This window comes from Paenibacillus xylanilyticus, assembly GCF_047246825.1.
In the GTDB taxonomy this organism is placed as follows: Bacteria; Bacillota; Bacilli; order Paenibacillales; family Paenibacillaceae; genus Paenibacillus; species Paenibacillus xylanilyticus_B.
Genome location: NZ_JBFOLB010000010.1, coordinates 1 through 24,101, shown reverse-complemented (window position 1 = coordinate 24,101; position 24,101 = coordinate 1). Strand labels below are relative to the sequence as shown.

Here is a 24,101-nt window from a genome sequence, read left to right as displayed (position 1 = left end):
TGGTATATAAACATTCTAACGTTATTTGGAGAAATCATCCATTATTATACTAACCTGCCCTTTAGTTGAACAAAAGCAGCTGATCCCGTTGGTCAGCTGCCTTTTTGGCTTTTATAGAGATATGGTTTCAAGAAGGTCACATTGATCTGCTTCTTTTAAACCTAGAATTTACTGAAGAAAAGGATTGTCTATTGCCAGAGTTAACCCGACAAAATTACATCGATCAACATACCAATGGAATTAAATATTCAATTAAACGGAAAAACCTCACCACTGGTCGGATTAAATATCGGTGCTTGCCACACTAAAAATATAAATCCCATCCCAGAATGAAAGCAGCGAATAGGAAAGCCGACAATCCAGACATAATGTATACAGCCTTGCGCTTTTTGCTGTAACTTATTTTTCGCAGTTTGTAGGTCAGCAAGACAAGATATGCTAAAGCTAGAATCACGTATATTAGGTTGAAGATCAGATGGATACGTAATGAAGAATAAGAGGAGTTTAAACTCACTGCCCGCATGCCTAATACTATAGTATTCAGTACAAATGCCAGACCAGCAATATTAATGGCAACATGATATTTATCAAACCCAGTCCCGGGTCTTTCCCATTTTTTTTGTTTGTATTTGGATAACCGGAACAAATAGCCAATAATAGCTCTTAAATTGAGTACGATGGCTACTGCAAAAGCTATGAAAGAGGCAGTGATCAAGACCAACGTTGAGCTTGATACACGTACATAATCATTGTATGTAAAGGAGACTTTCTTAACGATACCATCCTTCTCCACAACATTGGTGAAGTTACTAAGCTCAAACGTGGAGTACTTTTCCATTAAAAGATACGCATAGAACTTAGTAAATCCAGAACTGGAACGTCGTGTAGTAAGATAATATCCATCATTTCCAGAAGTTACAGAGCTAGTTCTGTAATTGTTCCCAAACAATTTCTGGACAAGACCAAAACAATAAACTTCTTCTTCAAACTGGTTGGTCATTACCACTAACCCAAAATTAGATTCGGGGTCAAAGACCAATTTATTCGAAAACCCTAATGTATTTCCGCCGTGTTCCAGTGCAGGCGTCCAGTACTCTACCTCAATGAAACCATGTGCAATTCGAGGGATAGAAGTTCCATCATAGTATAGGCTGGTTGACAGCATTTCGTTTAAGGTTTCTTTGTTCTTGAATAATAAATGACCATGATTAATCGGCATCAGGGCCGCAAGGAATTTTGCTGCATCTTCTGCTGTGCCCATAGCACCTCCTGCAGGATATATATTCATGTATACTTTGGTCTTGGGAATGAGTTCCACATTAGGTGTATACCCTTGAACCTGATCCCTTCTCAGCATGAGGTCTGGTCGATCTTGATGTGACGGATGAATCGTAGTTTCTTTCATATCGAGTGGTTTAAATATATGTTCATTAACATATTCGTAAAAAGGTTGTCCGCTTTGCAGTTCTACAATATAGGCAGCCATAGCAACACCATAGTTTGAATAAGCCACTACGCTCCTTGGTTCATAAATCTGTTTTGGTTCAAATTTCTGTAATGTTTCTCCAAGATCCATAACTTGATTCTCAGACTGATACCATAAATCAATCATTTTATCTTCCCAGCCCGCTTGATGATTCATAAGGTCTAATAGCGTAATGGGGGCATCATATTCCAGCTTCTTTAAAAACCCTTTCGGCAGATATTCCTGTATATTGGTATCCAGATCAAGCTTTCCCTGCTCGACAAGCTGCATTACGCTTGTCCAGACCAACAGTTTAGTGACTGAACCCCATTCAAAAACAGTAGAGCTATCCGCCTTTCTCTGTTGTTCAATATCTGCATAGCCATAGGCCTTATTAAAAATCGTTTGACCGTCCTTAATAGCAATAACTGAAACGGCAGCGGTGTTTCTCTCATGCGTAGTCACATAAGAATCGATCGTCTCTTCTAGCGAAGACAATGGAATTCTAGAGGGCGTAGTTTCCATATTACCTGTCTCAGCATATACAGGTACCGCACATGCGATAATGACGAATACGAGTGACAGAACACAAGCAATTACTTTGTTTATCGTATGAAAACCAAAATCTCTCTGGCAATTTTTCTGCATCAGCTGCTCTCCTTCAGCATTATATATAATTCCGACCTTCTCGGGCACTAAAAATATAAATCCCATCCCACAATGAAAGCTGCAAATAGGAAAGCCGACACTCCAGACATGATGTATACAGCCTTGCGCTTTTTGCTGTAACTTATTTTTCGCAGTTTGTAGATCAGCAGGACAAGATATGCCGCAACTAGAATCACGTACAGTAGGTTGAAGATAAAATGGATACGTAATGAAGCATAGGTGGGGAAACCTAATGCTCGCATGAACAATAGTATCGTATTCAGAATAACTACCAGACCTGCGAAATTGATAGCGATGTGATACTTATCGAATCCTGTCCCAGGCCTTTCCCATTTTTTTGATTTGTATTTGAATAACCGGAACAAATAGCCAATAATAGCTCTCAAATTAAGTAGGATGGCTACTGCAAGAGCGATAATAGATGCTTTGATCAAGTTTATCGTTAAGTTAGATACAGGCAAAAAATCATTGTAGGGAATGGAAGCCTTCTCAATTATGCCGTCAGTCTCAACTACATTAGCAAAGTTACTCAGATCAAATGTGTTAAACTTCTGCATACTTAACATCGAATATCCCTTGCTAAATCCGGATACTACCTGTCGTGCAGGAAGATAATATCCACCACTCTCTGACGTAACAGAACTGGTACTGAAGCTATTTCCAAACAACTTCTGGACAAGACCAACACAATAAGCCAGTTCATTGTACTGATTGGTCATCACCACTAATCCAAACTTAGATTTTGGGTCAAACACAAATTTACTTGAAAACGCAGCGGTGCTTCCACCGTGCTCCAGCGCAGGCACCCAATATTCCACCTCAAAAAAACCGTGTGCTATCCGAGGAGTGGAAGTCCCATCGTAATATAGACTTGTTGACAGCATCTCGTTTAACGTGTCCTTGTTTTTGAATAATAAATTGCCACGATCCTGATCTGTAGGCATCAAGGCTGCAAGAAATTTGGCAGCATCTTCCGCTGTACCAATGACCCCTGCTGCAGGATACAAGCTTATGTATGCTCTGTTCTTAGCGATGAGTTTCAAATTAGTAGTATACCCTTGAATCTCATTTCTTCTTTTTAAGACGTTTAGATTATCATTTTGTGAAGGATGGATTGACGTTTCTTTCATATTCAGCGGTTTAAATATATGTTCATTGATATATTCATAAAACGGTTGTCCACTTTGCACTTCCACGATGTAGGCGGCCAAAGCTGTACCATAGTTAGAATAAGCGACTACGCTCCCAGGTTTATAGAGCTGATTCGGTTCAAATCTTTGTAAAGCCTCACTTAAATCTACAATATCATCGTCGGACGAATACCATAAATCAATCAATCTATCCTCCCAACCCGCTTGATGATTCATAAGGTTCATTAGAGTAATGGGATCATCATATTCTAGTTTTTTTAAAAATCCCTCTGGCAAATATTCTTGAATATTCGTATCTAAATCTAGTTTCCCCTGCTCGACAAGTTGCATGACACTTGTCCAGACCAATAGCTTAGAGGTTGAACCCCATTCAAAAACAGTAGATGTATCTGCTGTTCTCTGTTGCTCAAAATCTGCATAACCGTACGTCTTGTTAACGATTGTCTGCCCATTCTTAATAGCCACAACCGAAACGGCAGCGGTATTTTTTTGATTTGTAGCCACATACGAATCGATTGTTTCCTCTAGCGAAGACAACGGGATCCTAGAAGGCGTTGTTTCCACACTCTCTGTCTCAGCGTAGACAGGTAACGCTCATGCCAGAATGAAAAACACGAGTGACAAAAAACAGGCAACCACTTTGTTAATATAGGGATAACTACGACTCATCGGCATTAGCTTCTCTCCTTATCTTCAAAATAACTGCATTAATCTTGAGCAATTCTATAGTCCGGTATTGTGTTTCATAGTCAGACGAGTTCTTTAAACGGGAGCTACTGCTCACACGTCGATTCGATGATAGCAAGGGAAAATGATCGTGAATGCAAATGTGACAAACATTAGTACGCTAATCATGTATACGCTCTCAAAAAAGGTGTATTTTATGGATTAAAACCTTTCAACTCTAATGCGTTAGTGAATTTCGCTTTTAAATAGACTGTTTGCTGTAGTATGTGTTCTCACGAATTCGAAAGGCCTAAACACACCAAAAAGCCTCATAGCAATCGCAGCCATCACTAGGGAACATGTCTTCATACTACTTTGAGTTTCCTACAAATTATCTCGATCGTTTGTATTGCCATCCATTCAAAGTAGAGAACCACTTTCAAACCTGGAAAGGATCAAAACTGGCTGGAAATACATTACTTTAGGAGTAAACGCCTTTACTAGACTACATTTTTAACTGCTTTCACTGATAGGATATCTAATTAAGAATATGACTATGTATTTCTGTGTTCAAGTTGATCATAAAGCGCTTGTCCGTCATAGTTGCGATCTGTAACAACATCTCTGATCAATCGAACGCCATTGCCGGTATCGCCCCCAAAAGAAGCTCCGCTGACCACTCCTAACACCAGAGCAAAGGGATATAACAAAACAGCTAAGACTCTTTTCATTTCTTCAACTCACCTTCCTTTTTACGGAAACTATTATATGTTTATCCTATTCATACGAATACATCCTATCTAGGTTTCAACTTTTTGTAAATAAATACATATTGTTGAGTGAGGTATCATGTCGATGAATCCGTTGCATCCCGTTCAATCACTTCAATGCAAAAGAGTTTATAGCATATTAAGATAAAATATCATTTAATCCTAGTATAGTTGGATTATCAATCAAGTATTTAGAAACTTGTTAATGATCGCATGTAAAAAAAGGCCACCTAGGGTGACCAAGAGCTTCATGGAAACTAACATTATTTTTTCCTAACCGGAATCCATACTTCACAGATTGATTCTTGATGAGTATCATCAACCCAATAGTATTTCTCTATACACGGCCCTTCTACTTGTTCAAAACTCACTGAAGGGAACCATTCGGAGTAAATGCGTTTCCAGATATTTAGAATCTCCAATCCAATATCTGCATCGTCTGGAATCATCTCACGACTATCAAATACCGCATAAGTTTGGTTTGGCACAGGAAGGATGGAAAATTCATCAGGAATCTGTTTTCCAGTCGGTAGTTCTGCTCCCATTAAATATTGTTTTGACCCATCTTCGTCAAAGTTGAAATAATAACCATAAAGCAGTGACCCTGCTGGCCTCCCCACCAACTCGTTAATCTGATCATGAACACCATTTCTCCAAATCCCCTCTACAAATTCAGGTACCTCCTTGTAAGCATCCTTACGGATAGTAACGCTTTTTCCAATTACCGTTGATTCGATTTCCTCCACGATTCGGTAATTCATCTCGGTTTCCCCTTTAACTTGAATTTGAAAGGAGATACGAGGAAATGCTTTAAGTTTCACATTCATTTTCTTAGCCTCAAGAGGTGTTACCCCATGCATCCGCTGAAAAGCTTTTGTAAATGCTGCAGGACTCTCGTAACCGTATTTAAGCGCGACATCAATGACTTTACAATCCGTTCCCGCTAACTCCTGCGCCGCAAGCGTTAGCCGTCTATTCCTTACGTACTGGGTCACAGTAACACCGGTTACTGCATGAAACATGCGCTGAAAGTGATATTTTGAACTCATTGCTGACCTAGCAATGTCATCAATCTCAATGGGCAAGTGCAGATGTTGTTCCACATAATCAATGGATTGGTGAAGGAGCTTAAGCATCTCTAAATTTCGCACCTCCTTTCTCCTACAGTGTAAAAGAACCGCTGAATCTCTTCTTGTTTAGAAATGCTCCCTTTTGTCTAGAAATTCAAGTACAACAACAAAAGATATAAATAACGCTTCAATTCCTCAGGCCTATTCAACTAGAGTTTCCCGTTAGCTTATTCGATCCTTGATAACAGTTCATCTATAATTTCATTAAGTTCCTCTTGTACCTCATCCTTTGTAGGTTTAAATCTCATGCGTAATAGCTCTGGCTTTAGTTCCGAGAGATTCTTATTAGACAACCGATTAATTAGCCCATGGAGCAAGAAGTATTTCCAGCTGCCATCTGTTGTCTTTGAAACAGCCAAAAGATGAGGAAGTAAATACTCCTCATATTTAGCAACTACATCTTCAATATCCTTAGCTATAGGCCAGTTCATGTCCTGTAGCCATTCAAGTAGTTCAGGGAGAATAGGAACAACCTTTTCTTTTGGCGCACTTTTCAATAGCTCTACACGCTCGTAGTCCATTTTTGTTCTCGGGATTAATTCGGAGCTCTCCAGTTAATACCACTCCTAACTTCGTTTAGACAGGTCGCACTAACCTTGACGTGGGATATACTTTTCTTCAGAGTTCCATTCGGAATTCAGCATCGGTTCTCTTTTAAAATAGGCTATGTTAAACAACATTGTTGATTACTATCTAAATGAAAACCGCCTTTTCCAAAGGCGGTAATTAGGGCTATCGTATCCCAGTTTGTTGAGCTTGTCGGTTTGATTTTTTCATTTCCTTTTGCAACTTATCCTTAATACGGGCACATTTATTCAAATGCAAAAAATTATGTCTTGTTGCTGGCATTAGCACAAGTCCAGCAATTGTCTTCTTGCTCCAATATTCAGCAATACCACTTGCTTCCTGAAGAATAGCATTTTCATCAAACAACTTTTTGATTCTACAATCTTGAACTTTATCTCTGAACTCGCCTGGTTGCAGTGACGAAATTATTAGTCGAGTTTGTTTTCCCACGGCTATTCTATATTCTAATAATGATTCTATATTTATTCGTGAACTTAATTCTGTGATATCGTCATCACTCATGCAGTTTCCGCTATGGGGAAATCTGATGTTCATTTTTTGTAGCCAATCATCAGAATGAAGTACCTGCTGATTGTCAGCTACTAAAATATTCATCGTCATGTCCTCGACTCTTGCAATATGCCAGAGATGCCATACGATTGAATTTTTTGTATCTGGAGCATTTACTGGATACTTCCTTAATGCACTTTCCTCCAGACTATCCAATATGAAATCCTCTAAAGTATTGATACGGTCGTTACTCATATTCGCTGAGTACAACAAAGCATGGTGATTGAGAAAATGCTCAATCGCTCGAACATGTTCGTTTGGATTTAAAATGATTTCAGTTAAATTCTTATGGTTTTCATTCCAGACCCTTCTTTGCTCCAAATCCATTGAAATCAACTCCATAATAAAAGTGGGGAAGTGACCAGTTCCCTTAGTAATCAAACGATGCATGACGAAGATGAGCATTCGTCTCTTTTACAGGAAACAGACAGGAAGAAACTAACATATTTTTCTTATTCTACGCTGTGTTCTCATATTCCTTGCTGTCTAAATAACGGAACCATGCCAAGTAGTTTTGCAGATACTTGGTTGCCACACCGTTGAAGCGGTCTGTCCATCGGTTTAGTCGGCTGTAATAGCTGTTCACATTCTGTATATGGTAAATGCCTTTTAAGCGCTGTTTCCCATCGGATTTAAACCGATAATGAGACAAGCTTATTTTGCTGGCGAAGGAACTGAATGCTCTCCATGAGTCTGTACAGAGCACATTTGCCCCCGATAGATGAACGCCAATAGCTTCTTCGAGTTTTGATGTTCGAATGCGACCACGCCCAAGAGTTCCAGAGTAAGTGGTCCTCTGAAGGTCACGAGCAACCAAAACACAAACTTGGTCATTACTTATCCCACGGAACTTGGCTTCACCTCCACGTTTACGTGGTTTACGTCCATTAATATTTTTCTTTCCCTTTACAGAGTATAGGAAATAGGTCTCGTCCAATTCAACGATACCTTGGAAGGTTTCGGATGGTATCTGTTTCAAGGCAGATAAAATCTTATGTCGCCAATAGAACAGGGTTACATGGGTAACCTCCACATGCAGTAATTCCGCACTCTTACGTAAATAAAAACCCTCAATCATGCATTCTATGAACCGGATTCAAAGATGAGGTCGTTTCGTCCTTTGTAGCGGGGGTTTCATGCGTTTCACGCACTCAACTGGCTAAATCCATAATAAAAGAAGCCAATCACTCTGGTCATAACCCCGTCAAGTAGGCAGTTCTAAAAAGACAAAATTAAGCTGCGGCCGTTTCCCGATATTCTATCGGGTAACGGTCGTTTAGTTTTTTCTGAAATCGGTTTTGGTTGTAAAACAATATGTATTCGCTTACTTGCTGTTCAACCTCTGCTTTGTTTGCTGCCTTGTTCAGATAAATTTTCTCACTCTTCAAATGGGAGAAAAAAGACTCAATACAGGCATTATCTAAGCAATTTCCACGCCTGGAATGACTCCCTAGCATGCCGAGCTGGTTCAGTTTACGGTTAAAGGGCTTCGACGTATATTGAAATCCTTGATCCGAGTGTAGGATTACACCACTCAGATCCACGTGCTGACGGAGTCTATCCAGCGTTTCATGAACCAAAGCAAGGTCATTTCGTTCAGAAAGATGCCATGCAACAATTTCGTTATTGTATAAATCCTGAATAGTAGAGAGATACACAAAATGTTCTCCAGCACGAATATAGGTAATTGCGGTAACCAGCTTCGTTCGTGGCGTATCCGCCCGAAACTGGCGCTCAAGCCAATTCTGGTCCACCAAAGAGGCTTGTTTTCCAAAGAATCGACGTTTTTTTTCGAATGACAGAACAGATGCCTAATTGTTTCATTAATCTGTATATCTTTTTGTGGTTGACTCGAAGGCCTTCTCGCCGTAAAGCTACGGTCATTCGAAAATAACCAAAGTAAGGATGCACTCGATGGATGGCAAGCAAATAGGACTCTAGTTCATTTTCCTTGTGTCTACGCTCCTTTGCGGCTGCTATGCTTTTTCTCCACTTGTAATAACCCGAGCGGGGAACTGCAGCTAACTTCAAGAGCCAAACCAGACCATGCCGTGTTCGTAGGTCCTCAATGATTTGAAATCTGGCCGCTTTACTTGTCACTCCTTGTGTAGATTTGGATACTGCTTTTTTAAGTATTCAATCTCCGCCCGTAAGCACGCCATCTCTTCTTCCATACTGGAGAACTGGTTCTAGGGCGTCCCCGTTTGGGTGTAGCAGGTTCTAGACTCATTCCCTGTTTAGCTTTGGCTGCCCACACTTGTACCTGAGATTTATTTTGAATATCTAAACGTGTCTCTACTTCACGTATACTCATATGTTCTTCGTTGACCAGCCGGACGGCCTCCAATTTCAACTCCAAGGAGTACCGGCCGGTATGTTTGTCCTTTTTTAGCCATAAAAAAATCCCCTTCGTTTACATGATTAAGTTCATCTTAACAGATGTCTTTTTTCTCATGTCTACTAAAAGGGGATAATACCACTCGGACGGCTTCTTTTATATTTTTATTGATTTGTCCTTTCTCCCTAGCTGTATCAATAGATTAGCTATGACCTTAAGATTCATTGTGAACTATCCCGACTTTACTGCAGTTAGAAGTAGGGATTTCTTGGGAAGAACCCGTACTTGACCCGCATGGCATACATTCGAGCAGCGGTAAGGTTTATGGGCCAAGCGCTCCCTGCAGTTCCTACGGTTCGGTGTTCGTTATACAAAGGCAATGATGCTGCTGAATTGGTGTGGACCCTCCCCGATGTCTCTTGGTCCGCTTCTTATCCAAACTAACTTACAAAGCCGCGTGGTACGGTACACAAGTGATTTTTACGTAAACAGCTATTTATTCAATTTACGACTTACTCTCCATTTTTGAATCCAAAAGACAAGCGCAGATATTATAATGGTCAATCCACCAACAGCTATTTCGATTGCTCCTAAGAAACCGGCACCAAGTGCACCCATGCCTTCAATTTGTCTTGCTTTATATATGTGATAACCACCCATACCAATAATTAAAATACCAATTGACTGAAAGGTGTACAAAACTAGTTTCATTTTTGGATATCTCCTTCATAATTAAGAGCGTGGACATGCTTTTCCTAGCGATTCACTGCCCACTAACTAATCTCCAACTACGGATACAAAACCCAAAGAACAATGTTCTAGACGTAAATCAATTTTACTCTAACAGGTTGATTTTGGGAATGAATACTCTTCTTACATAACGATCAATATGCTTTTTCTTCTATAAGTATATGAGTTCCATAAACATGATTTGGATGTCGTTGCATCAATACTGCAGACAAGAATAATCAAGATCATATCCCTGCTCTATACCTAATAAGCACATGTGAGTAAGAGCAGTCATAAATCCTGCTACTTTATTTTGTTTATTACTTTAGGGCTAAGGAAAACTAGTTTATCCTACCGAGCCATTAACTCTTTTCTTTAAAGACTGGTGAAGTTGAGATCGCTATTAAGAGTTCTGTTTTATCATTAGTCATATAACAAAATCTTTTTGTTTAAAAATCATTATTGATTACAAAAAAAGCGCCTACAAATCGAGGCGCTTTTTGTTACCAATCTTTCCCATTATAAAAGTTCAAGCATCGTTTTAATTTTGGAATTTAGCTTTAAAGTGTTAAGAATAAGCTGCAATGCTTCCGCTCTTGAAGCCGTGCCCCTAGCATTGAGGTCTCCATTCCCATTACCTTGAATAACACCCGCTTGTGCAACCACTTGAATTGGATTGGAATCATCAATCTTGTTTTGGCCTTGGAAATCAACGATCTTGGATAGAATCATGGCCATCTCTTCACGTGTAATGGCCTTGTTTGGTTTAAATGTTCCATTGCCGTTTCCACTAATAATACCTGCTTGTGTAAACTGCACAATCGCATCTTCTGCCCAATGACCTTTAATATCTTTTAGATCAACTTGCTTTGTCCCACTAACATCAAAAATGCGGGACAGTATCCCTACGAACTCCCCACGAGACATGTCTTGATTAGGTCTGATCGTCTTGTCTTCATATCCTTTGATAATGTTCAATTTAGTGAAAATATTAATAGTTTGTTCAGCCCAATGGTTTTTTATATCAACCGGTTTAAAACCGTTACCCTTATTACTTAAAGTATCGTTGATTTTTGATTCTAGAATTTGAGTAGCATTAGTTCCAGGCTTAAAAACATCCTTCTTAAAACCACCATCAGTTGTTGTCGGTGTAGATGCTGGTGTCGGTGACGGCGCTGGCGCTGGTGTTGGCGTCGGTGTCGGCGTCGGTGTTGGCGTCGGTATCGGCGCTGGTGTCGGCGCTGGTGTTGGCGTCGGTGTCGGCGCTGGTGTTGGCGTCGGTATCGGCGCTGGTGTCGGCGCCGGTGTTGGCGTCGGTGTCGGCGCTGGTGTTGGCGTCGGTGTCGGCGCTGGTGTTGGCGTTGGTGATGGCGTCGGCACTGGTTCTGGTGTTGTAGATTCGCCTGCAAAAATCAACGTGTAGTGTACAGGGTTCAGCATTTCATCTGTAGCAGTAACACTGTAATTTTTAATGAAGAACGGATATATCTTGTATACGCCACTAGTCATCATAATAGCATTATCGAGAACCTGTAGTGCTTTTGCAGTATACGTAACAATCATGGATTGGTCAGACGCACCCCGAGGTATATCGAACGTGATTGTCTTTTTATCTTCATCTATAACTCCAACATGGTCATCAAGGGCAAACGAAGTAATGATTTTATCTCTATTGATATATCTGACATTAATGAAGAAATCGCGTCTTTCAAACACACCATCCACATACACTCTTGCAGTTAATTTAACTTCATGATCTGTATCATCTAGCGTCCGGTACACTCTACCATTGGAACTAATGATGGAAGGATCGCTTGATACCCAAGATATAGATGAGCCATATTTTCCTCCCGTTGGCAAGCCTACCTCTGGACTTTTAACCCCATCCGCCGTGTCTCCATAATAATAAGTAATCTGTAACTCATCTAAGGCTTCACGAAGCTTATCCTCTGGTGTAGGTTCTGCTTTGACAATGTTAAGGATAAACTCCTTCGTTACTGGAACTTCAGTTCCAGCTCGAAGTGTAGCCGTAAGCGTAACCTGCTTATCTCCACCCACATATGGAGGACGTTTGACGTTACCGTCATTGGCAATAACCGTTGTGTCAGACGAAGACCATGACAAAAATACATTCTCCATTTGAGTAGGTAAATTGATTCTTGAGGTGACTTTATCCTTAGTTTGACCACCGGTAAATGGTAGTTCTAATGAATCCTTAGTTTCTTGTAACTTTTGGTATGTTGCCCAAGTTACTGTGACCGGGAACGTACTAGAGACTTTCCCATCACGTGATGCCGTAATATTGGCTTTACCCTCCGTGACCCCCATCACGATTCCTCCGGGAGATACCGTAGCAACAGCTTCGTTATCAGAACTCCAAGTAGCTGTTGAACTGATATCTGTAATGGTGCCATTGTTCATCATACCGTTCGCGGTTAGTTGTAACTCATGATTAGGTGAAAATTCAAATGGCCCTGTAATATAGATTGAGTTAGCCTGCGGTTCAGCCGCGAAGGCTATAGTACCTCCACCATAAAAATTGTTAATACTAGCCGGTGGCAATACCATAGGTGATAACAGAAGAACAGATAGAAATAAAGACGCTTTTTTGTGCATTTTCAAGCAGAAGACCTCCATGAGATGTTAATTTGCTGTTAGTGCGAATGAAATGAGATTTTAATGATAATATTTAGCAGTTATGGACCTATCGTTTTAAAAGGATCCCTACAACGTAATGAAATAAAACAAGGAATAGAAGTCCTATACAGGGATAAACACCCTTTTCGGGGTACTTCTTTCGATACTTCCCCTCTCTGGTGTCATATGGATCTGATGGTATGAATGGTTCCGTAACGTTATCTATTTACGTTGAGTAAAGTTATGACCTCCTTGTGAGAGAAATTAAATAAACATGCTTAAGTATAGCAAGGCACGCTGAACAAATTCTGAACATTAGTAGCGAATACAAACGAAAAAAACAATTAATTTGTCGAATGTTGTCTAGCCACGATATACTGGTAAATTGTTTATCCTGTCTTATGGGAAGAGAGCAAAACGAATTGTAATTGAGATTCCGACAAATCAGTAAGCTGTACTCAAATTCGCCTGCGATTTCAACCCATGCCTGATCAACATGATTGGGTTAATATTCGGACTTTATTGGTGAGTAATGACAAAGCCATTCGGGATATACGAAGAGCGATTCGTATTATTTGGAGAGGATTGACGACAGCTCAGCTCAGGATCATAACGGGGAAATGGATATCTATATTCTAGCTAAGCCTGCACGTCTGTAGAAAAACAAAATCAGCCGATCATATTGATCAGCTGATTTCTTTAAATACTATCTTGATCCCCAATAAGTGCCTTTCTTGAACAAGCTTTATTCGCCGTTATTCAAGTAAACCTCTAGGTTGGTGCGAATGTAGTTGGATAATGTGGATGATATATAGCACTTATGGACCTATCGTCTTGAGAGATTCCCAGAAACTTACTAGTGATAAGAGAAGAAATAGAAGTCCTATGAGTGCAATGCCATTAGCTATAAATATCACTTTTAAGAATTCTTTGCGTTTCTTCCCCTCTCTTGGTGCCATACGGATCAAACGGTATAAACGAGAATTTCCGTAACGTCTTACTATGGACGAATTTAACGGCCAGCACACCACTGCACAAACGAGAAATAAAATAAAATATATCACTACGTAGACCTCACTTTTATCATCAATTGGGGAGAAAGTAAAAGAATTTCGGTTAGTGTCCGAGTGGAAGCTGTACCACTAAACAATATGGACACGAAGCTCGTCTAGAGAAAAAAACTTTCTGGGTTCCATCTAACAAATGCTCATCATGCTTGGCTTCTTGTTGCCTCAAGTAAAGACAAAGAGACTTTAGCGTAATTATGATGTTACACTTCCCTTCTAAAGAAAATTAACCAACTCTTTTGTCTGATCATTGAGTTGATTTGCCGTATCATTAATAGAGCTAAACTCTTATACCGCGCCCTCAACAAGGGACTGAGTATGACATATCGCTTGTTTTGATCGTTTAGTGTTGTTAGTGATGTTTACTACCTGCTCGGTTATTCCCTCCACTATATCATTTACTTGGTCAGTAGCCTCATGAACTTGTTTAGAGAGCTTTCCTACTTCTTTTGCAACAATATTAAACCCTAGTCCATGTTCACCAGCATGCGCTGCCTCGATTGCAGCTTTGAGAGCCAACAAGTTTGTCATCTTTGATAAACTATGTATGTTTGTTGCAATATCACGTATATTGGTCACTTCTTTTCCTAATGAAGCAAGAATTTGGACGTGATCTTCTGACATTTGCACATTATCATGAATCGCTTGATTGATATCCATTGCTCGGGTAATCCCTTCTGTAGCTCGAAACGAAAGATGGTTGGCAGTCTTTTGAAGATCTTTCGTCATTTTCGCTGCATTTCTTTCAACACGATCAGTAATATCAGTTGCTACCTTTATAATATTCTCGACTGATCCGAACTCGTTAGTGATCGGCGTTGAGCAAGAATATCTTTATCCGTGAGAGATGCAGATTCCTGATTGCTAAATGTTACGCGAACAACACCTGATTCAGTATCAATAACAGGGGCAAACTGCATTTCGCTAAGTTTTTCGCTCTTCTGGAAAGACAAGTCCGTTACCGCGTCCGTATCAAATTGAAGCTCTAAATGACCACCACTGAGTTGTTCCACTTGGTCAGCGGTAATATCGACCCTGTACGAATGTCCTGCATATACCTGCTCAGGTGTAACGTAACGGAACTTGGAGGCACCTGTATCTACGTTGAATGCTCCCCCACTTAGCTAACGCTTGAAGTGGTGGATTCTTGCGAACAGAAAAGGTTCCTCTTCTTTTTTAGCAAGCGATCCCTGCGTTCCCGCAGTTCTATCGTTTGGTTAGGTGGTGGTTAAACCGCTGCTTGTGCAATATTATGAGCTGCGTTTTCATCACGGTCATGAAGCGTACCACAAGCGATGCACATCCATTGCCGAACCGCAAGATTCTTTACTTCAGGGTGGATCATGCCACACACGTGACACCTCTGACTGGTCGGCTCGAACGGATCGGCGATCCGAAGGGTTCGTCCATACCAGAGGGCCTTGTATGTCAGTTGTCGTACCCACTCACCCCAAGATGCATCGGCGATGGATTTTGAAAGCTTGGGATTCTGAATCATACTCACAACACGTAGATGTTCGATACTAATCGTTTGGTTTTCACGGATCAGTTTCGTCGTCAATTTATGAAGGAAATCATTTCGTTTATTCGCAATACGTTCATGAATACGAGCAACATGTTGCTTTGCTTTCTTCCAGTTGGAGCCGCCTGGAGTACGCCGAGCCATCCGTCGCTGCCAAAACGCCAGCGTTTTCTCATGTTGGCGGTAAAAGCGAGGATTAGCATAACGTTCGCCATTCGAGCATACAGCATACTCTTTCAAACCTAGGTCGATGCCTATATGTGCATCCACTTGCGGCAGAGGATTCTTTTCAACTTCGCAAACAAGCGAAACGAAAAATTTTCCACTGGCGTTTTGACGCACGGTAGCAGACATTATCCGGCCTTCCAGCTTCCGGGAGTTTGCAAAATGCATCCAGCCAAGTTTAGGGAGCTTCAAGCGACTACCCTCAATGGCAATATTTCCGTTGGTGAATTTGGTTGTGTAACTTTGAATTGGATGCTTCCGGCTCTTGAAGCGTGGCGCTTGATTTTGCTTTTTGAAAAAGCGTTCATAGCTATCTTCCACATGACGAGCAGTCGACTGCAAAGCGATGCTATCGACTTCTTTCAGCCAGTCGTATTGTGCTTTTAATATGGGGAGTTGTGTCGCACAAGCGTGATAGGACAAACCCTTTCCCGTTTCCGCATAGCTTTGAGTCCAAGTTTCCAAGAAGTAATTGAACACAAAGCGGCAGCAGCCAAACATACGCCTTATGAGTTGCTGTTGTTCCGGTTTGGGGTAGATCCGGTATTTATAGGCTTGATGAATCAGCATGTACGACATCTCCTGTTTAGTGATCTTATCCATATTATAGCACATATGTTCGGATTGAAGTCAAAAACCGCTGATTCATCCCCACCCTATCGAGGGTGGAGTATTCTCAGCTTTTTTTCAGATAAATTTCCATTCCATTATCGTTTGGTTACCAGACAAGTCGCGGACGGCAAGTTTAACGGTGTGATAATCATCATCAAGTGTAAGTCCTGGCGGATACAGCGTATGAGTTACTTGCTCACCATCGATGTACATCCGAATCTGGTTAGGATCAATCAGTGTCGTGCCTGGATGAACTGCTGGATCCCAGCCGGTATCGGCAGCATTTGCACGAATGACCGGGGTACCTTTAGTTACGGTCTCATCTTCGTACGGAGCCACATCTGTAATCACCGTAGGTTCGCAGGTCCCAAAATATTCCTTCTTATAGATCTACTTATAAATGGATAGATTACTAAATACATAAAAGACCGATTCATTTAAGAATCGACCTTTAACGTATTTATTAAAATCATTTAGTTTGCTTTGCTCATTAATTTGTTTTAATCAGCTAGTGTTTTAGGTTAGTGAAATAGCCCTTAGGTCACTCAGTAAGTGTAGAAACTGATTAGATCCTGACTTGATACTGATGATCATCTAATACCCATTGTCTTTGATCTCGTCTTGGAGATCAATCTGATCTTGGTTTAAAATTAATATCCCTTATAGAAAAACTAATCAGTTATATCATGATTCCTTGTCCACACTTACATCTAAAATTCATTAATTCACATCAAGCATATATGGTTAACTCACCGAGTATTAATCACAATAGAATACTATCCGTATAGTAGCTATTTTCTATTTTTCACTGAGGTAGATGGATGAATGTTTTGAATAAGTAATATTCCATCATACTGATCTCGTGGAATCATCTTTTCATCTAAAACTCCCCATGCTTTAGCTGTACGAGGTGTATACATCCATTCTGTTGTCGGACTTAACTTTTTGTCCCTCATGTCAATAAACCGGGCTGGGCCCATTTCAGTACCCAGTATATCCTCAAGGCTACCCTTTTCATGAGGCATGACTTGCTCTTCCTCTCCATTGTTTTTATTAGCGCTTCCTTCATATGCATATAATCCAATTACATAACCAGCCTGTTTAAGTGAGTGTGGCAGCATTTCCCCCAAGGTCGGGTATGGGTTATTATCAAAATCGTATCCGTTATGCTCTGTGATCATTGTGGAGTTATTTTTACGTACATGATAGTTGTGTCCCCATAAAATAATCTTCTCATCCGGATATCCGGTTTCTGCAAGCCAAGCTACATTATCTGCCATAACGCGGTCTCGTTCAAAGTTCCCCCGTTTTATTTGCTTCTCGGGGTCTACCCCTGCTAGCAGATTTACAATGTGAGGATGGTAATTATCCAGCATATCTATCCTGTTTTGTAGGACGCGTTCAATTAGAGATAAATGGTTGGACTGTTTTTTGTAAGTTCTACTTAGTTCAGATTTGTTGTTTATAACAAAATTCTGAAATGTAATGTACTTTTCTTTTATCTTCTCTTTCTGAATAGCAAAATCTTCAACGTCGCTAATCATGTTAAGCTTTAAATACCAACGTTCCGTTTGCGCAAATGCTTTAGCCTTACTTTTATCCACATGAGCAAACCACGCTTCAACAAATTCAATAAAAGCTTCCGTCGTACCTTGTGAGTCAAACCCCGTCAAAATCAGGGGATGATCCGTCTTACTTTGTTGTGCAATATATTCGAAAAGGGGTAAGTTCTCTTCTACCTGCCATACGCCAAAGACTGACCTTTTCATCAATTCTTTTGGGGTCATATTATGTATTTGAGCATACGCAGCAGTCGTATCGGCTAAATTCGATTCAAATGCAATGACGTTGTATCCTAATTTTTCATGTAGGAATTTTACAAGTCTAACTTTCATAGCGTTGTATTCTGACGCTCCATGCGAAGCTTCGCCCAAGCTAACTATTCGTTTACCCGCTAAAATAGGTTGGAGAAACATTAAATCGGTGTATTGATCTTTTTTATTGGTATAGATGGATGAAATCGTATTTGAATTTGAACGAACTGTCTCCTTCCAAACTAAATCTGTAGCTATTGTGCTCTTCTCGTCCGCTGAGGGTAATCCAGACATAAATGCTACCTGGCCAATGCTCATAACGCTAAAACTACATAATACCGTAGACAATAATACTTTTCTGAGAAATTGATTCATTAGGCTAACACTCCTCTGCTTTTATGAATATTAGCTTAACCTCTCGAGTTTAAAGTCACTGTACTTCGCGTTTAAGATTGGTTTAAAACTGTAACAAGTTTTACAGGTATTTAGTTGTGCTGAGATTCTACATTCTTCATGTAGTGTTATTGCATCCAAAAACTGAACTATATGATAGCAAAGTTTGCTCTTTTTGTCCTAATCTTTCCTGTAATGTCTAGCATGTTGAAAAATGGGACAAAGAATCTATCCAATATATTCGGGAATCAATTGGTAAATTGCTATGGAAAGCCCTAGAAGACTTGCTTTCATTTTAGATGGATGATATCTTTTACTGCTAGACAGGTATAATAAAATCAACAAAAATCCAATGGGAATCGATAACTGAAAGACACCTTCTGTTGTAGCATGGGAATAGATTGGTGTAATGGACGTACTAATCAAAAAGTAAAAGAAAACCGTAAAACGTCTTGTTTCTAAGTGTTTGCTCCACCTTACTAACAAGAATATAATAATAATGATCCCGATAATCATAATGTATAAAGGTGGGAGAAGAATAGCGCTGTTCCCAAATCTGAATTCCATTTTGCATAGCCCTCCTCTTCATAGTGGTTCGCAACGTACGGTCCGAATGCTCTTATATCATCTCCGCAAAATATCTTCCTGCCTTATTCCTACTTAACTTACCTAATAAACAGCCAGAACAGATAGTAAGTGTGACGCCTCACTCTCCTGCTCTCATAAAGAGAAGTTGATCCTTGAGTCACGGTATTTCTCGGAAGTAATTTGTACTTATGTTGATATAGAATGGAGAATCATGTGTTATAATTAGAAGGTTGATTTTACCAAAAGTAAGGAGGAATGTAAAAAATATTTATAGCGTTTGTAGTTCTTAGCTGTATTTTTGTTTGTCCCCTAAATGTCTAAAAACGCTGTGAACGGAGAATCAAATTGATAGGAGGCTGCATGAAACAAGTTGAATACAACATTTATAGAGCTATAGCCGCGGGAGACACGGCCTTTGTTACACATCATCTTTCAACTGGTTGGGACTCCCAATTACTTTGAACAGTCTGGATGGACACTTTTAATGTGTACTGTCGAACATGAGAATAAAGAAATTATGGACATATTGATCGCAAACGAAGCTGATATTAACTATCAATGTGCTGGGGATGGACCGCTTTACACCAAGCCGTAGACTTATCATTGATGGGACCATTCAGACCGGTGGTTCTCCAGGCGAAGAACCCGTAGATATTTTAGAGTACTTATTTGATCGCGGAGCAGATGTGCACATCACGGTTTCAAAAGGTAGCTCTCCCATCGATGTGGCAATGAGCTATAAATCCAAAAAGATTGTCCAATTTTTACAAGAATATCGGCCAGTACAACCTGATTAGGGGGAACTCATACCATGAAAAGAATTACCAAACGTCAATTATTAATTGCGGCTCTAACAGCTTTCCTTACGATTCCCATAGTCATCAACTCTACCGTATCTGCTGCTGATTATAAGCAACTTCCAAAGCCGGAATGGACATATAATTTACCGACCGATACGACAACGGAAATACATACTAAGAACAACCATTATACGGGTAGAGTCATATTTCCTATCGTGTCAGAACTGACTAATTTAGAAACAGCATATACATTCTTGTATAAATCAGATCGTTCTACCGGGAAATCTAAAGCTGTAAATTCTATACTGGCAATAGATGATAAAACAGGAAAACAGAAATGGATTCATGACTCGCCTATGCGGTATAATTCTTTTGATCTAGATCAGAGTGGTAATGTCTACTATTATGATGAGGCAAAGTCCGGTAACAAAAAGGTATACAAGTTAATTGCCCTAGATTCAAATAACAAGCAACGTTGGGTAAAAACATCCAAAGAGTTTTTCCAATTCAACATACTGGAAGATGGACGTATAGCCGTAATTACGTTCACAAAAGACACTAGCGTAATCACACTTTACACCCAGGAAGGCAAGCAGCTTATCCAAAGGGAGTTTCCTGGCCACATGCGTCATATTCAGGGCAACTACGTCGGATTGATCAATTCTAATGCACCGAGAAACACGACGACTATTGATATCTACTCCATTTCCACTGGTAAAAAGGTTATTTCCGCTGTCCAACCGCAAGATCACGTCAATATTGTGCATGCTGACTTTGAAGTGCTCAGTGGCGGAACGGTTATTGTTCCTATTTACGATGCGAAGACGGAAGTGGAAACTTTACATGGGTACAAGCCTAACGGGAAAGAAAAATGGACCAGACCATTACCTAAGCCAGCACAGGATGCCGTGTACGGCACAACATACGCGCATAACATGTACGATTCTTTATATGTGTCCTTAGGAAATAATTATCTGATTCAAGAGAAAAATAAACTTAGTCTGTACAATACTAACAATCAATTGATTGCGACTAAGACGTTTGATGATTTACCTGCACAAGGACTATTACAACAACTCAATGATCAGAGTATCGTCTTTGGAGCCACAGACAAAACACAAGCTTGGTATGATTCAAAAAAACCAGAGCCAAAGGAAGCAACCTACTACATTCTAGATTCGCGTACACTAAAAATAAAAAACACTCTTGTACTCGATGACGCTCTTTTTCATCAAGCTGACGTTCGTTTTCACGATGCAAATACATTCTATATTCATATGGGTAAAACCATCACCAAATACGTTCTAAAATAGCCTATTAAGGCTTGCACACTCCCCAACAATAACGACGTATGACCTCGCTCCTTGATAGAGCTAGGCATACGTCGTTTTCTTAGATATCCCAGATTACCTATCTGTTACTTTAACTACTCGTAGTTAAACCCCTGCCAATCCAACTATCCCTGCTACTCTTGATCTAGATCGGCAACGATTATGTCTCTGTAGCATAAAGTTTCATTTTAATTCCGGTCTTCCCGCTGAATTTTAAAGATTACTTACATAAACCCCACCTTTTCAGAACTTATGTTCCCGTGTTAGAATATATTATTGGTTTCGGATAATTTACTGTTTAGAAAGGATTAATAAAATGAATCTATACAAATTTGAATTAACTGTTAATGGTTTTACGTTACGCGTCCATTTTAGTCCAACGGAAGAAAGTGGACTGAAATGGTGTAAACGAATGGCTTCTCAGTTTCAAAGGAATGTTGCTAATTTAGAGATTAAGGTCACTATACATAAAAAGGAAGACCAAAAATATGCATGGGAATATCACGGAAAACCATATTTATATCATCGAACTTTGAGAAAAAAGCCCCTTACAAAGAAAAACAATCTAACTGAATCATCTGCTGCTATGTAAAGGGTGTTTGCAGCTCATGCTCGGTTGTCCCCGTTGTCTGTATAACAACAAGTTTACTAATGTCTAAATTCAAAAAATCGATAGAGCCTCTGCCTTAGTACTCAAGGCAGAGGCTCTATAGCCAGCTTTCCCCCACAAGAAAAGCTTTGATTATTTTACAGATTTCTGAGGCTTACGCAATCCTAATTGCTTTGAAGATTTCTTAGCTAAAAGTGCAAACTTCAAAGCAGTACTTTTCAAGTCATCTTGTTTTTTCATCGATCAGTTTCTCCTTTGTTTATGCTGTATCCACATTCTTTCCACTTTCAAGCTATATCAAACATATTTCTTGAAAATGATAATAAATATAATAGAAAAGAATGTTTGGAGGACAAATCATAAAATGAAACCGCTAAGTAAAATGGATTTATTGTCCAAAGGATTACAGGATCTAACTGAAAACAAAAAAGGCCTCTACTCATATCTGTTAGCGAAATTCGAAAAATATGCTCGAAATGAACTGCACATCAAGCTACCACACTATGAGGTATTACGGGCAAACTCGTTCCTTGATGATGTTATGGAATTAACGGACCACACGGTATACTTAACGCTTGAAGATCTAATCGCGCTCCTCTATCATCAGTTCCTCGTTCAAGTGAGGAGCACAGCTAAATTTTCAACCCTTGGTCAGAAGATCCTAAATAAAAAGATTGAATTAGCTGAGAAAGAACAAAAGATAGTCACGACATTTGAAGAGATTAATCCCAACCACTGGGCCCTGGTAGAAAAAAAGATTCCTTCAAAAATGAAAACCAAGCAAATTACCGTTGAGTTTCATCGGAAATACCTGGAACGCGGAGAAATATTCTTGTATGATCTTATCAAGATTTCACCCAAGTTTTCGATGACTCTAGAAGAACTGGTTACAATTCTGGTAATTGATTTTGTCCAAGAAGTTGAAAAGGGAAATAGCAAAAAAGTAATGGATCAAATAATTAAAGCATTTGAACAGACCTAAGAGTGTAAACGTCTACATGGATAATTGTTAACTCCAGTATACTTCCTTAAACCATATACTTTCACCAGGATTTAGTATCTAATACTTCAAATAATTCCACCATGTTAAAGGATCTCTATTTAATAAAGAGCTTTATTCTTCTCTGTCACTGTACAATCACGCACATTGCATTTCCGTTTTGTTATGATTATAGTTCTTTGCAAACAGTAACCCCTAACATCTATAGTATTGGGGGTTACTTGATGAAATTTATATATTGAAGTTTAACTAGACCACGATAGATGAATCATCACTATTAACTTTCGTATCAAATCTTTCTTTCTCCTAATAGAACAACACTTGCATCATGGTCCGTGCCTGTCACGCTCTTTCTGTTGATTCTCCGCGCCTCTATGTATTTCCTCTACTAATTCCATTAGATCGATTAAAATTGCTCACATAACGTTATAAGAGCACTAATTGAGGCAACATGCCTACTTCTCCAAACGACCAAAGGATAATCCCCTGACGGGATTGATTTTTCCTCTCCACATACCTACCTGATGCCAATGTTCCCGTAACAAGATTGCCACTAATAGTTGGTGTTAGCCACAGGGTGCCCTATATTGGCGAATCTCACTAGATTCTCCAGAGTAAACGTGACTTTTTCCGGTTCTGATGCCTCTTTGACTGGAAAATAGATCAAATGCGGAAGATACCTATCGAGTCCATCTATTTTACTCCTTGAAGACAACTTTTTCACTGCAAACCGAAGAGCAGATATATTGATTTTTATTGTTCATGAACTTGTAGACAAAGATAAATTGTTCTTACAAGACTATCGTAAATGGATATACTCCACTCAGAAAATGGTTTCATTTACCTGCTGTAGAGTTTGAGAAACACGAAAAACCCCTGAGTACGCCTCAGGGGTTTTTTTAATTCAAAATATACATGTTCTAAGAGTAGTACGTCTACCCACTCCGCCACACACGTGCGCTTCACAATGAGCCATGAAGGGCTCGAACCTTCGACACCCTGATTAAAAGTCAGGTGCTCTACCAACTGAGCTAATGGCTCTCAAGAAAATGGCAGGGGCAGCAGGAATTGAACCCACACCAACGGTTTTGGAGACCGTTGTTCTACCTTTAAACTATGCCCCTAAATGGTGGAGGCTGAGGGGCTCGAATCCGAGCCTCTGCTTGTAAGGCAGATGCTCTCCCAGCTGAGCTAAGCCTCCATATCTATGACCCGTAGGGGATTCGAACCCCTGTTACCTCCGTGAAAGGGAGGTGTCTTAACCCCTTGACCAACGGGCCTTACTGGCTCCCTATGCAGAATTAAAACCGATACTGTCAATCCATCCTATTTCTCCATGAGGGGCAAAAAAAAGACACCGAAGGGTTTTCGCTTGGCAACGTCCTACTCTCCCAGGACCCTTCGGTCCAAGTACCATCGGCGCTAGAGGGCTTAACGGTCGTGTTCG

At 40.0% G+C, this 24,101-nt stretch carries 19 protein-coding genes, 4 tRNA genes and 2 pseudogenes; 6 read left to right on the top strand and 19 right to left on the bottom strand.

Going from position 1 to position 24,101, the window contains the following annotated elements:
* Window positions 1-304: 304 nt before the first annotated feature.
* The 8 genes and pseudogenes from AB3N00_RS28740 to AB3N00_RS28705 form a co-directional block, all read right to left on the bottom strand.
* Window positions 305-2,113, bottom strand: a complete 1,809-nt coding sequence (locus AB3N00_RS28740) for a serine hydrolase domain-containing protein (RefSeq protein ID WP_413037566.1) — start codon at window positions 2,111-2,113, stop codon at window positions 305-307.
* A gap of 47 nt (window positions 2,114-2,160) precedes the next feature.
* Window positions 2,161-3,789, bottom strand: coding sequence for a serine hydrolase domain-containing protein (locus AB3N00_RS28735; RefSeq protein WP_413037565.1), 1,629 nt, complete (start codon window positions 3,787-3,789; stop codon window positions 2,161-2,163).
* A gap of 716 nt (window positions 3,790-4,505) precedes the next feature.
* Window positions 4,506-4,682 carry a hypothetical protein gene (locus AB3N00_RS28730; protein WP_181429751.1) on the bottom strand — a complete coding sequence of 59 codons (177 nt, stop codon included), beginning with the start codon at window positions 4,680-4,682 and terminating at the stop codon, window positions 4,506-4,508.
* A 302-nt stretch (window positions 4,683-4,984) separates the two neighbouring features.
* Complete coding sequence (locus tag AB3N00_RS28725) at window positions 4,985-5,872, bottom strand: AraC family transcriptional regulator (RefSeq protein WP_413037564.1); 888 nt, start codon at window positions 5,870-5,872, stop codon at window positions 4,985-4,987.
* A 146-nt stretch (window positions 5,873-6,018) separates the two neighbouring features.
* Window positions 6,019-6,387, bottom strand: coding sequence for a DUF5071 domain-containing protein (locus tag AB3N00_RS28720; protein WP_413037634.1), 369 nt, complete (start codon window positions 6,385-6,387; stop codon window positions 6,019-6,021).
* A gap of 196 nt (window positions 6,388-6,583) precedes the next feature.
* Entirely contained in the window at window positions 6,584-7,315 is a 732-nt protein-coding gene (locus AB3N00_RS28715; RefSeq protein ID WP_413037563.1) for a DinB family protein, read from the bottom strand.
* 43 nt (window positions 7,316-7,358) lie between these two features.
* Window positions 7,359-8,084, bottom strand: a pseudogene (locus AB3N00_RS28710) (IS1595 family transposase); the annotation flags it as partial.
* 136 nt (window positions 8,085-8,220) lie between these two features.
* Window positions 8,221-9,384, bottom strand: a pseudogene (locus AB3N00_RS28705) (IS3 family transposase).
* A gap of 236 nt (window positions 9,385-9,620) precedes the next feature.
* Here AB3N00_RS28705 and AB3N00_RS28700 point away from each other — a divergent pair.
* Window positions 9,621-9,770, top strand: a complete 150-nt coding sequence (locus AB3N00_RS28700) for a hypothetical protein (RefSeq protein WP_413037562.1) — start codon at window positions 9,621-9,623, stop codon at window positions 9,768-9,770.
* A gap of 48 nt (window positions 9,771-9,818) precedes the next feature.
* Here the strand turns inward: AB3N00_RS28700 and AB3N00_RS28695 are convergent, their stop codons facing one another.
* The 7 genes from AB3N00_RS28695 to AB3N00_RS28665 all read right to left on the bottom strand — a co-directional run bounded on the left by AB3N00_RS28695 (window position 9,819) and on the right by AB3N00_RS28665 (window position 18,307).
* On the bottom strand, window positions 9,819-10,037 hold the full coding sequence (locus AB3N00_RS28695) for a hypothetical protein (RefSeq protein WP_413037561.1): 219 nt from the start codon (window positions 10,035-10,037) through the stop codon (window positions 9,819-9,821).
* A gap of 537 nt (window positions 10,038-10,574) precedes the next feature.
* The gene (locus AB3N00_RS28690; RefSeq protein WP_413037633.1) at window positions 10,575-12,671 is read right to left on the bottom strand and encodes an immunoglobulin-like domain-containing protein; all 2,097 of its coding nucleotides are present in this window, start codon (window positions 12,669-12,671) and stop codon (window positions 10,575-10,577) included.
* Between the two features lie 1,376 nt (window positions 12,672-14,047).
* Window positions 14,048-14,488: a methyl-accepting chemotaxis protein gene (locus tag AB3N00_RS28685; RefSeq protein WP_413037560.1), complete on the bottom strand. Its 441-nt coding sequence runs from the start codon at window positions 14,486-14,488 to the stop codon at window positions 14,048-14,050.
* 47 nt (window positions 14,489-14,535) lie between these two features.
* The gene (locus AB3N00_RS28680) at window positions 14,536-14,772 is read right to left on the bottom strand and encodes a hypothetical protein (RefSeq protein WP_413037559.1); all 237 of its coding nucleotides are present in this window, start codon (window positions 14,770-14,772) and stop codon (window positions 14,536-14,538) included.
* A 215-nt stretch (window positions 14,773-14,987) separates the two neighbouring features.
* Window positions 14,988-16,076: an IS200/IS605 family element RNA-guided endonuclease TnpB gene (tnpB, locus tag AB3N00_RS28675; RefSeq protein ID WP_413037558.1), complete on the bottom strand. Its 1,089-nt coding sequence runs from the start codon at window positions 16,074-16,076 to the stop codon at window positions 14,988-14,990.
* A gap of 117 nt (window positions 16,077-16,193) precedes the next feature.
* Window positions 16,194-16,469: a hypothetical protein gene (locus tag AB3N00_RS28670; protein WP_413037557.1), complete on the bottom strand. Its 276-nt coding sequence runs from the start codon at window positions 16,467-16,469 to the stop codon at window positions 16,194-16,196.
* A 440-nt stretch (window positions 16,470-16,909) separates the two neighbouring features.
* Window positions 16,910-18,307 carry an erythromycin esterase family protein gene (locus AB3N00_RS28665; RefSeq protein WP_413037556.1) on the bottom strand — a complete coding sequence of 466 codons (1,398 nt, stop codon included), beginning with the start codon at window positions 18,305-18,307 and terminating at the stop codon, window positions 16,910-16,912.
* Window positions 18,308-19,328: 1,021 nt separating this feature from the next.
* On the opposite strand from AB3N00_RS28665, the gene AB3N00_RS28660 reads away from it, so the two are divergent.
* The 5 genes from AB3N00_RS28660 (at window position 19,329) to AB3N00_RS28640 (ending at window position 22,636) form a co-directional block, all read left to right on the top strand.
* On the top strand, window positions 19,329-19,508 hold the full coding sequence (locus AB3N00_RS28660; protein ID WP_413037555.1) for a hypothetical protein: 180 nt from the start codon (window positions 19,329-19,331) through the stop codon (window positions 19,506-19,508).
* Window positions 19,483-19,710 carry a hypothetical protein gene (locus AB3N00_RS28655; RefSeq protein ID WP_413037638.1) on the top strand — a complete coding sequence of 76 codons (228 nt, stop codon included), beginning with the start codon at window positions 19,483-19,485 and terminating at the stop codon, window positions 19,708-19,710. Before AB3N00_RS28660 ends, AB3N00_RS28655 begins: the two co-directional genes overlap by 26 nt.
* Window positions 19,711-19,724: 14 nt before the next feature.
* Complete coding sequence (locus AB3N00_RS28650; RefSeq protein ID WP_413037554.1) at window positions 19,725-21,026, top strand: hypothetical protein; 1,302 nt, start codon at window positions 19,725-19,727, stop codon at window positions 21,024-21,026.
* A 430-nt stretch (window positions 21,027-21,456) separates the two neighbouring features.
* A complete protein-coding gene (locus AB3N00_RS28645; protein ID WP_413037553.1) occupies window positions 21,457-21,636 on the top strand; it encodes a hypothetical protein in 180 nt (59 codons plus the stop codon).
* Window positions 21,637-22,018: 382 nt separating this feature from the next.
* Window positions 22,019-22,636 (top strand): hypothetical protein, encoded by a 618-nt coding sequence (locus tag AB3N00_RS28640; protein WP_110821762.1) that lies wholly within the window; start codon window positions 22,019-22,021, stop codon window positions 22,634-22,636.
* Between the two features lie 986 nt (window positions 22,637-23,622).
* Here the strand turns inward: AB3N00_RS28640 and AB3N00_RS28635 are convergent.
* The 4 genes from AB3N00_RS28635 to AB3N00_RS28620 all read right to left on the bottom strand — a co-directional run bounded on the left by AB3N00_RS28635 (window position 23,623) and on the right by AB3N00_RS28620 (window position 23,934).
* Window positions 23,623-23,695 (bottom strand) — tRNA-Lys (locus AB3N00_RS28635).
* 9 nt (window positions 23,696-23,704) lie between these two features.
* A tRNA-Trp gene (locus AB3N00_RS28630) sits at window positions 23,705-23,778 on the bottom strand.
* A gap of 3 nt (window positions 23,779-23,781) precedes the next feature.
* Window positions 23,782-23,855, bottom strand: a tRNA-Val gene (locus AB3N00_RS28625).
* A gap of 7 nt (window positions 23,856-23,862) precedes the next feature.
* Window positions 23,863-23,934 (bottom strand) — tRNA-Glu (locus AB3N00_RS28620).
* Window positions 23,935-24,101: the final 167 nt, after the last annotated feature.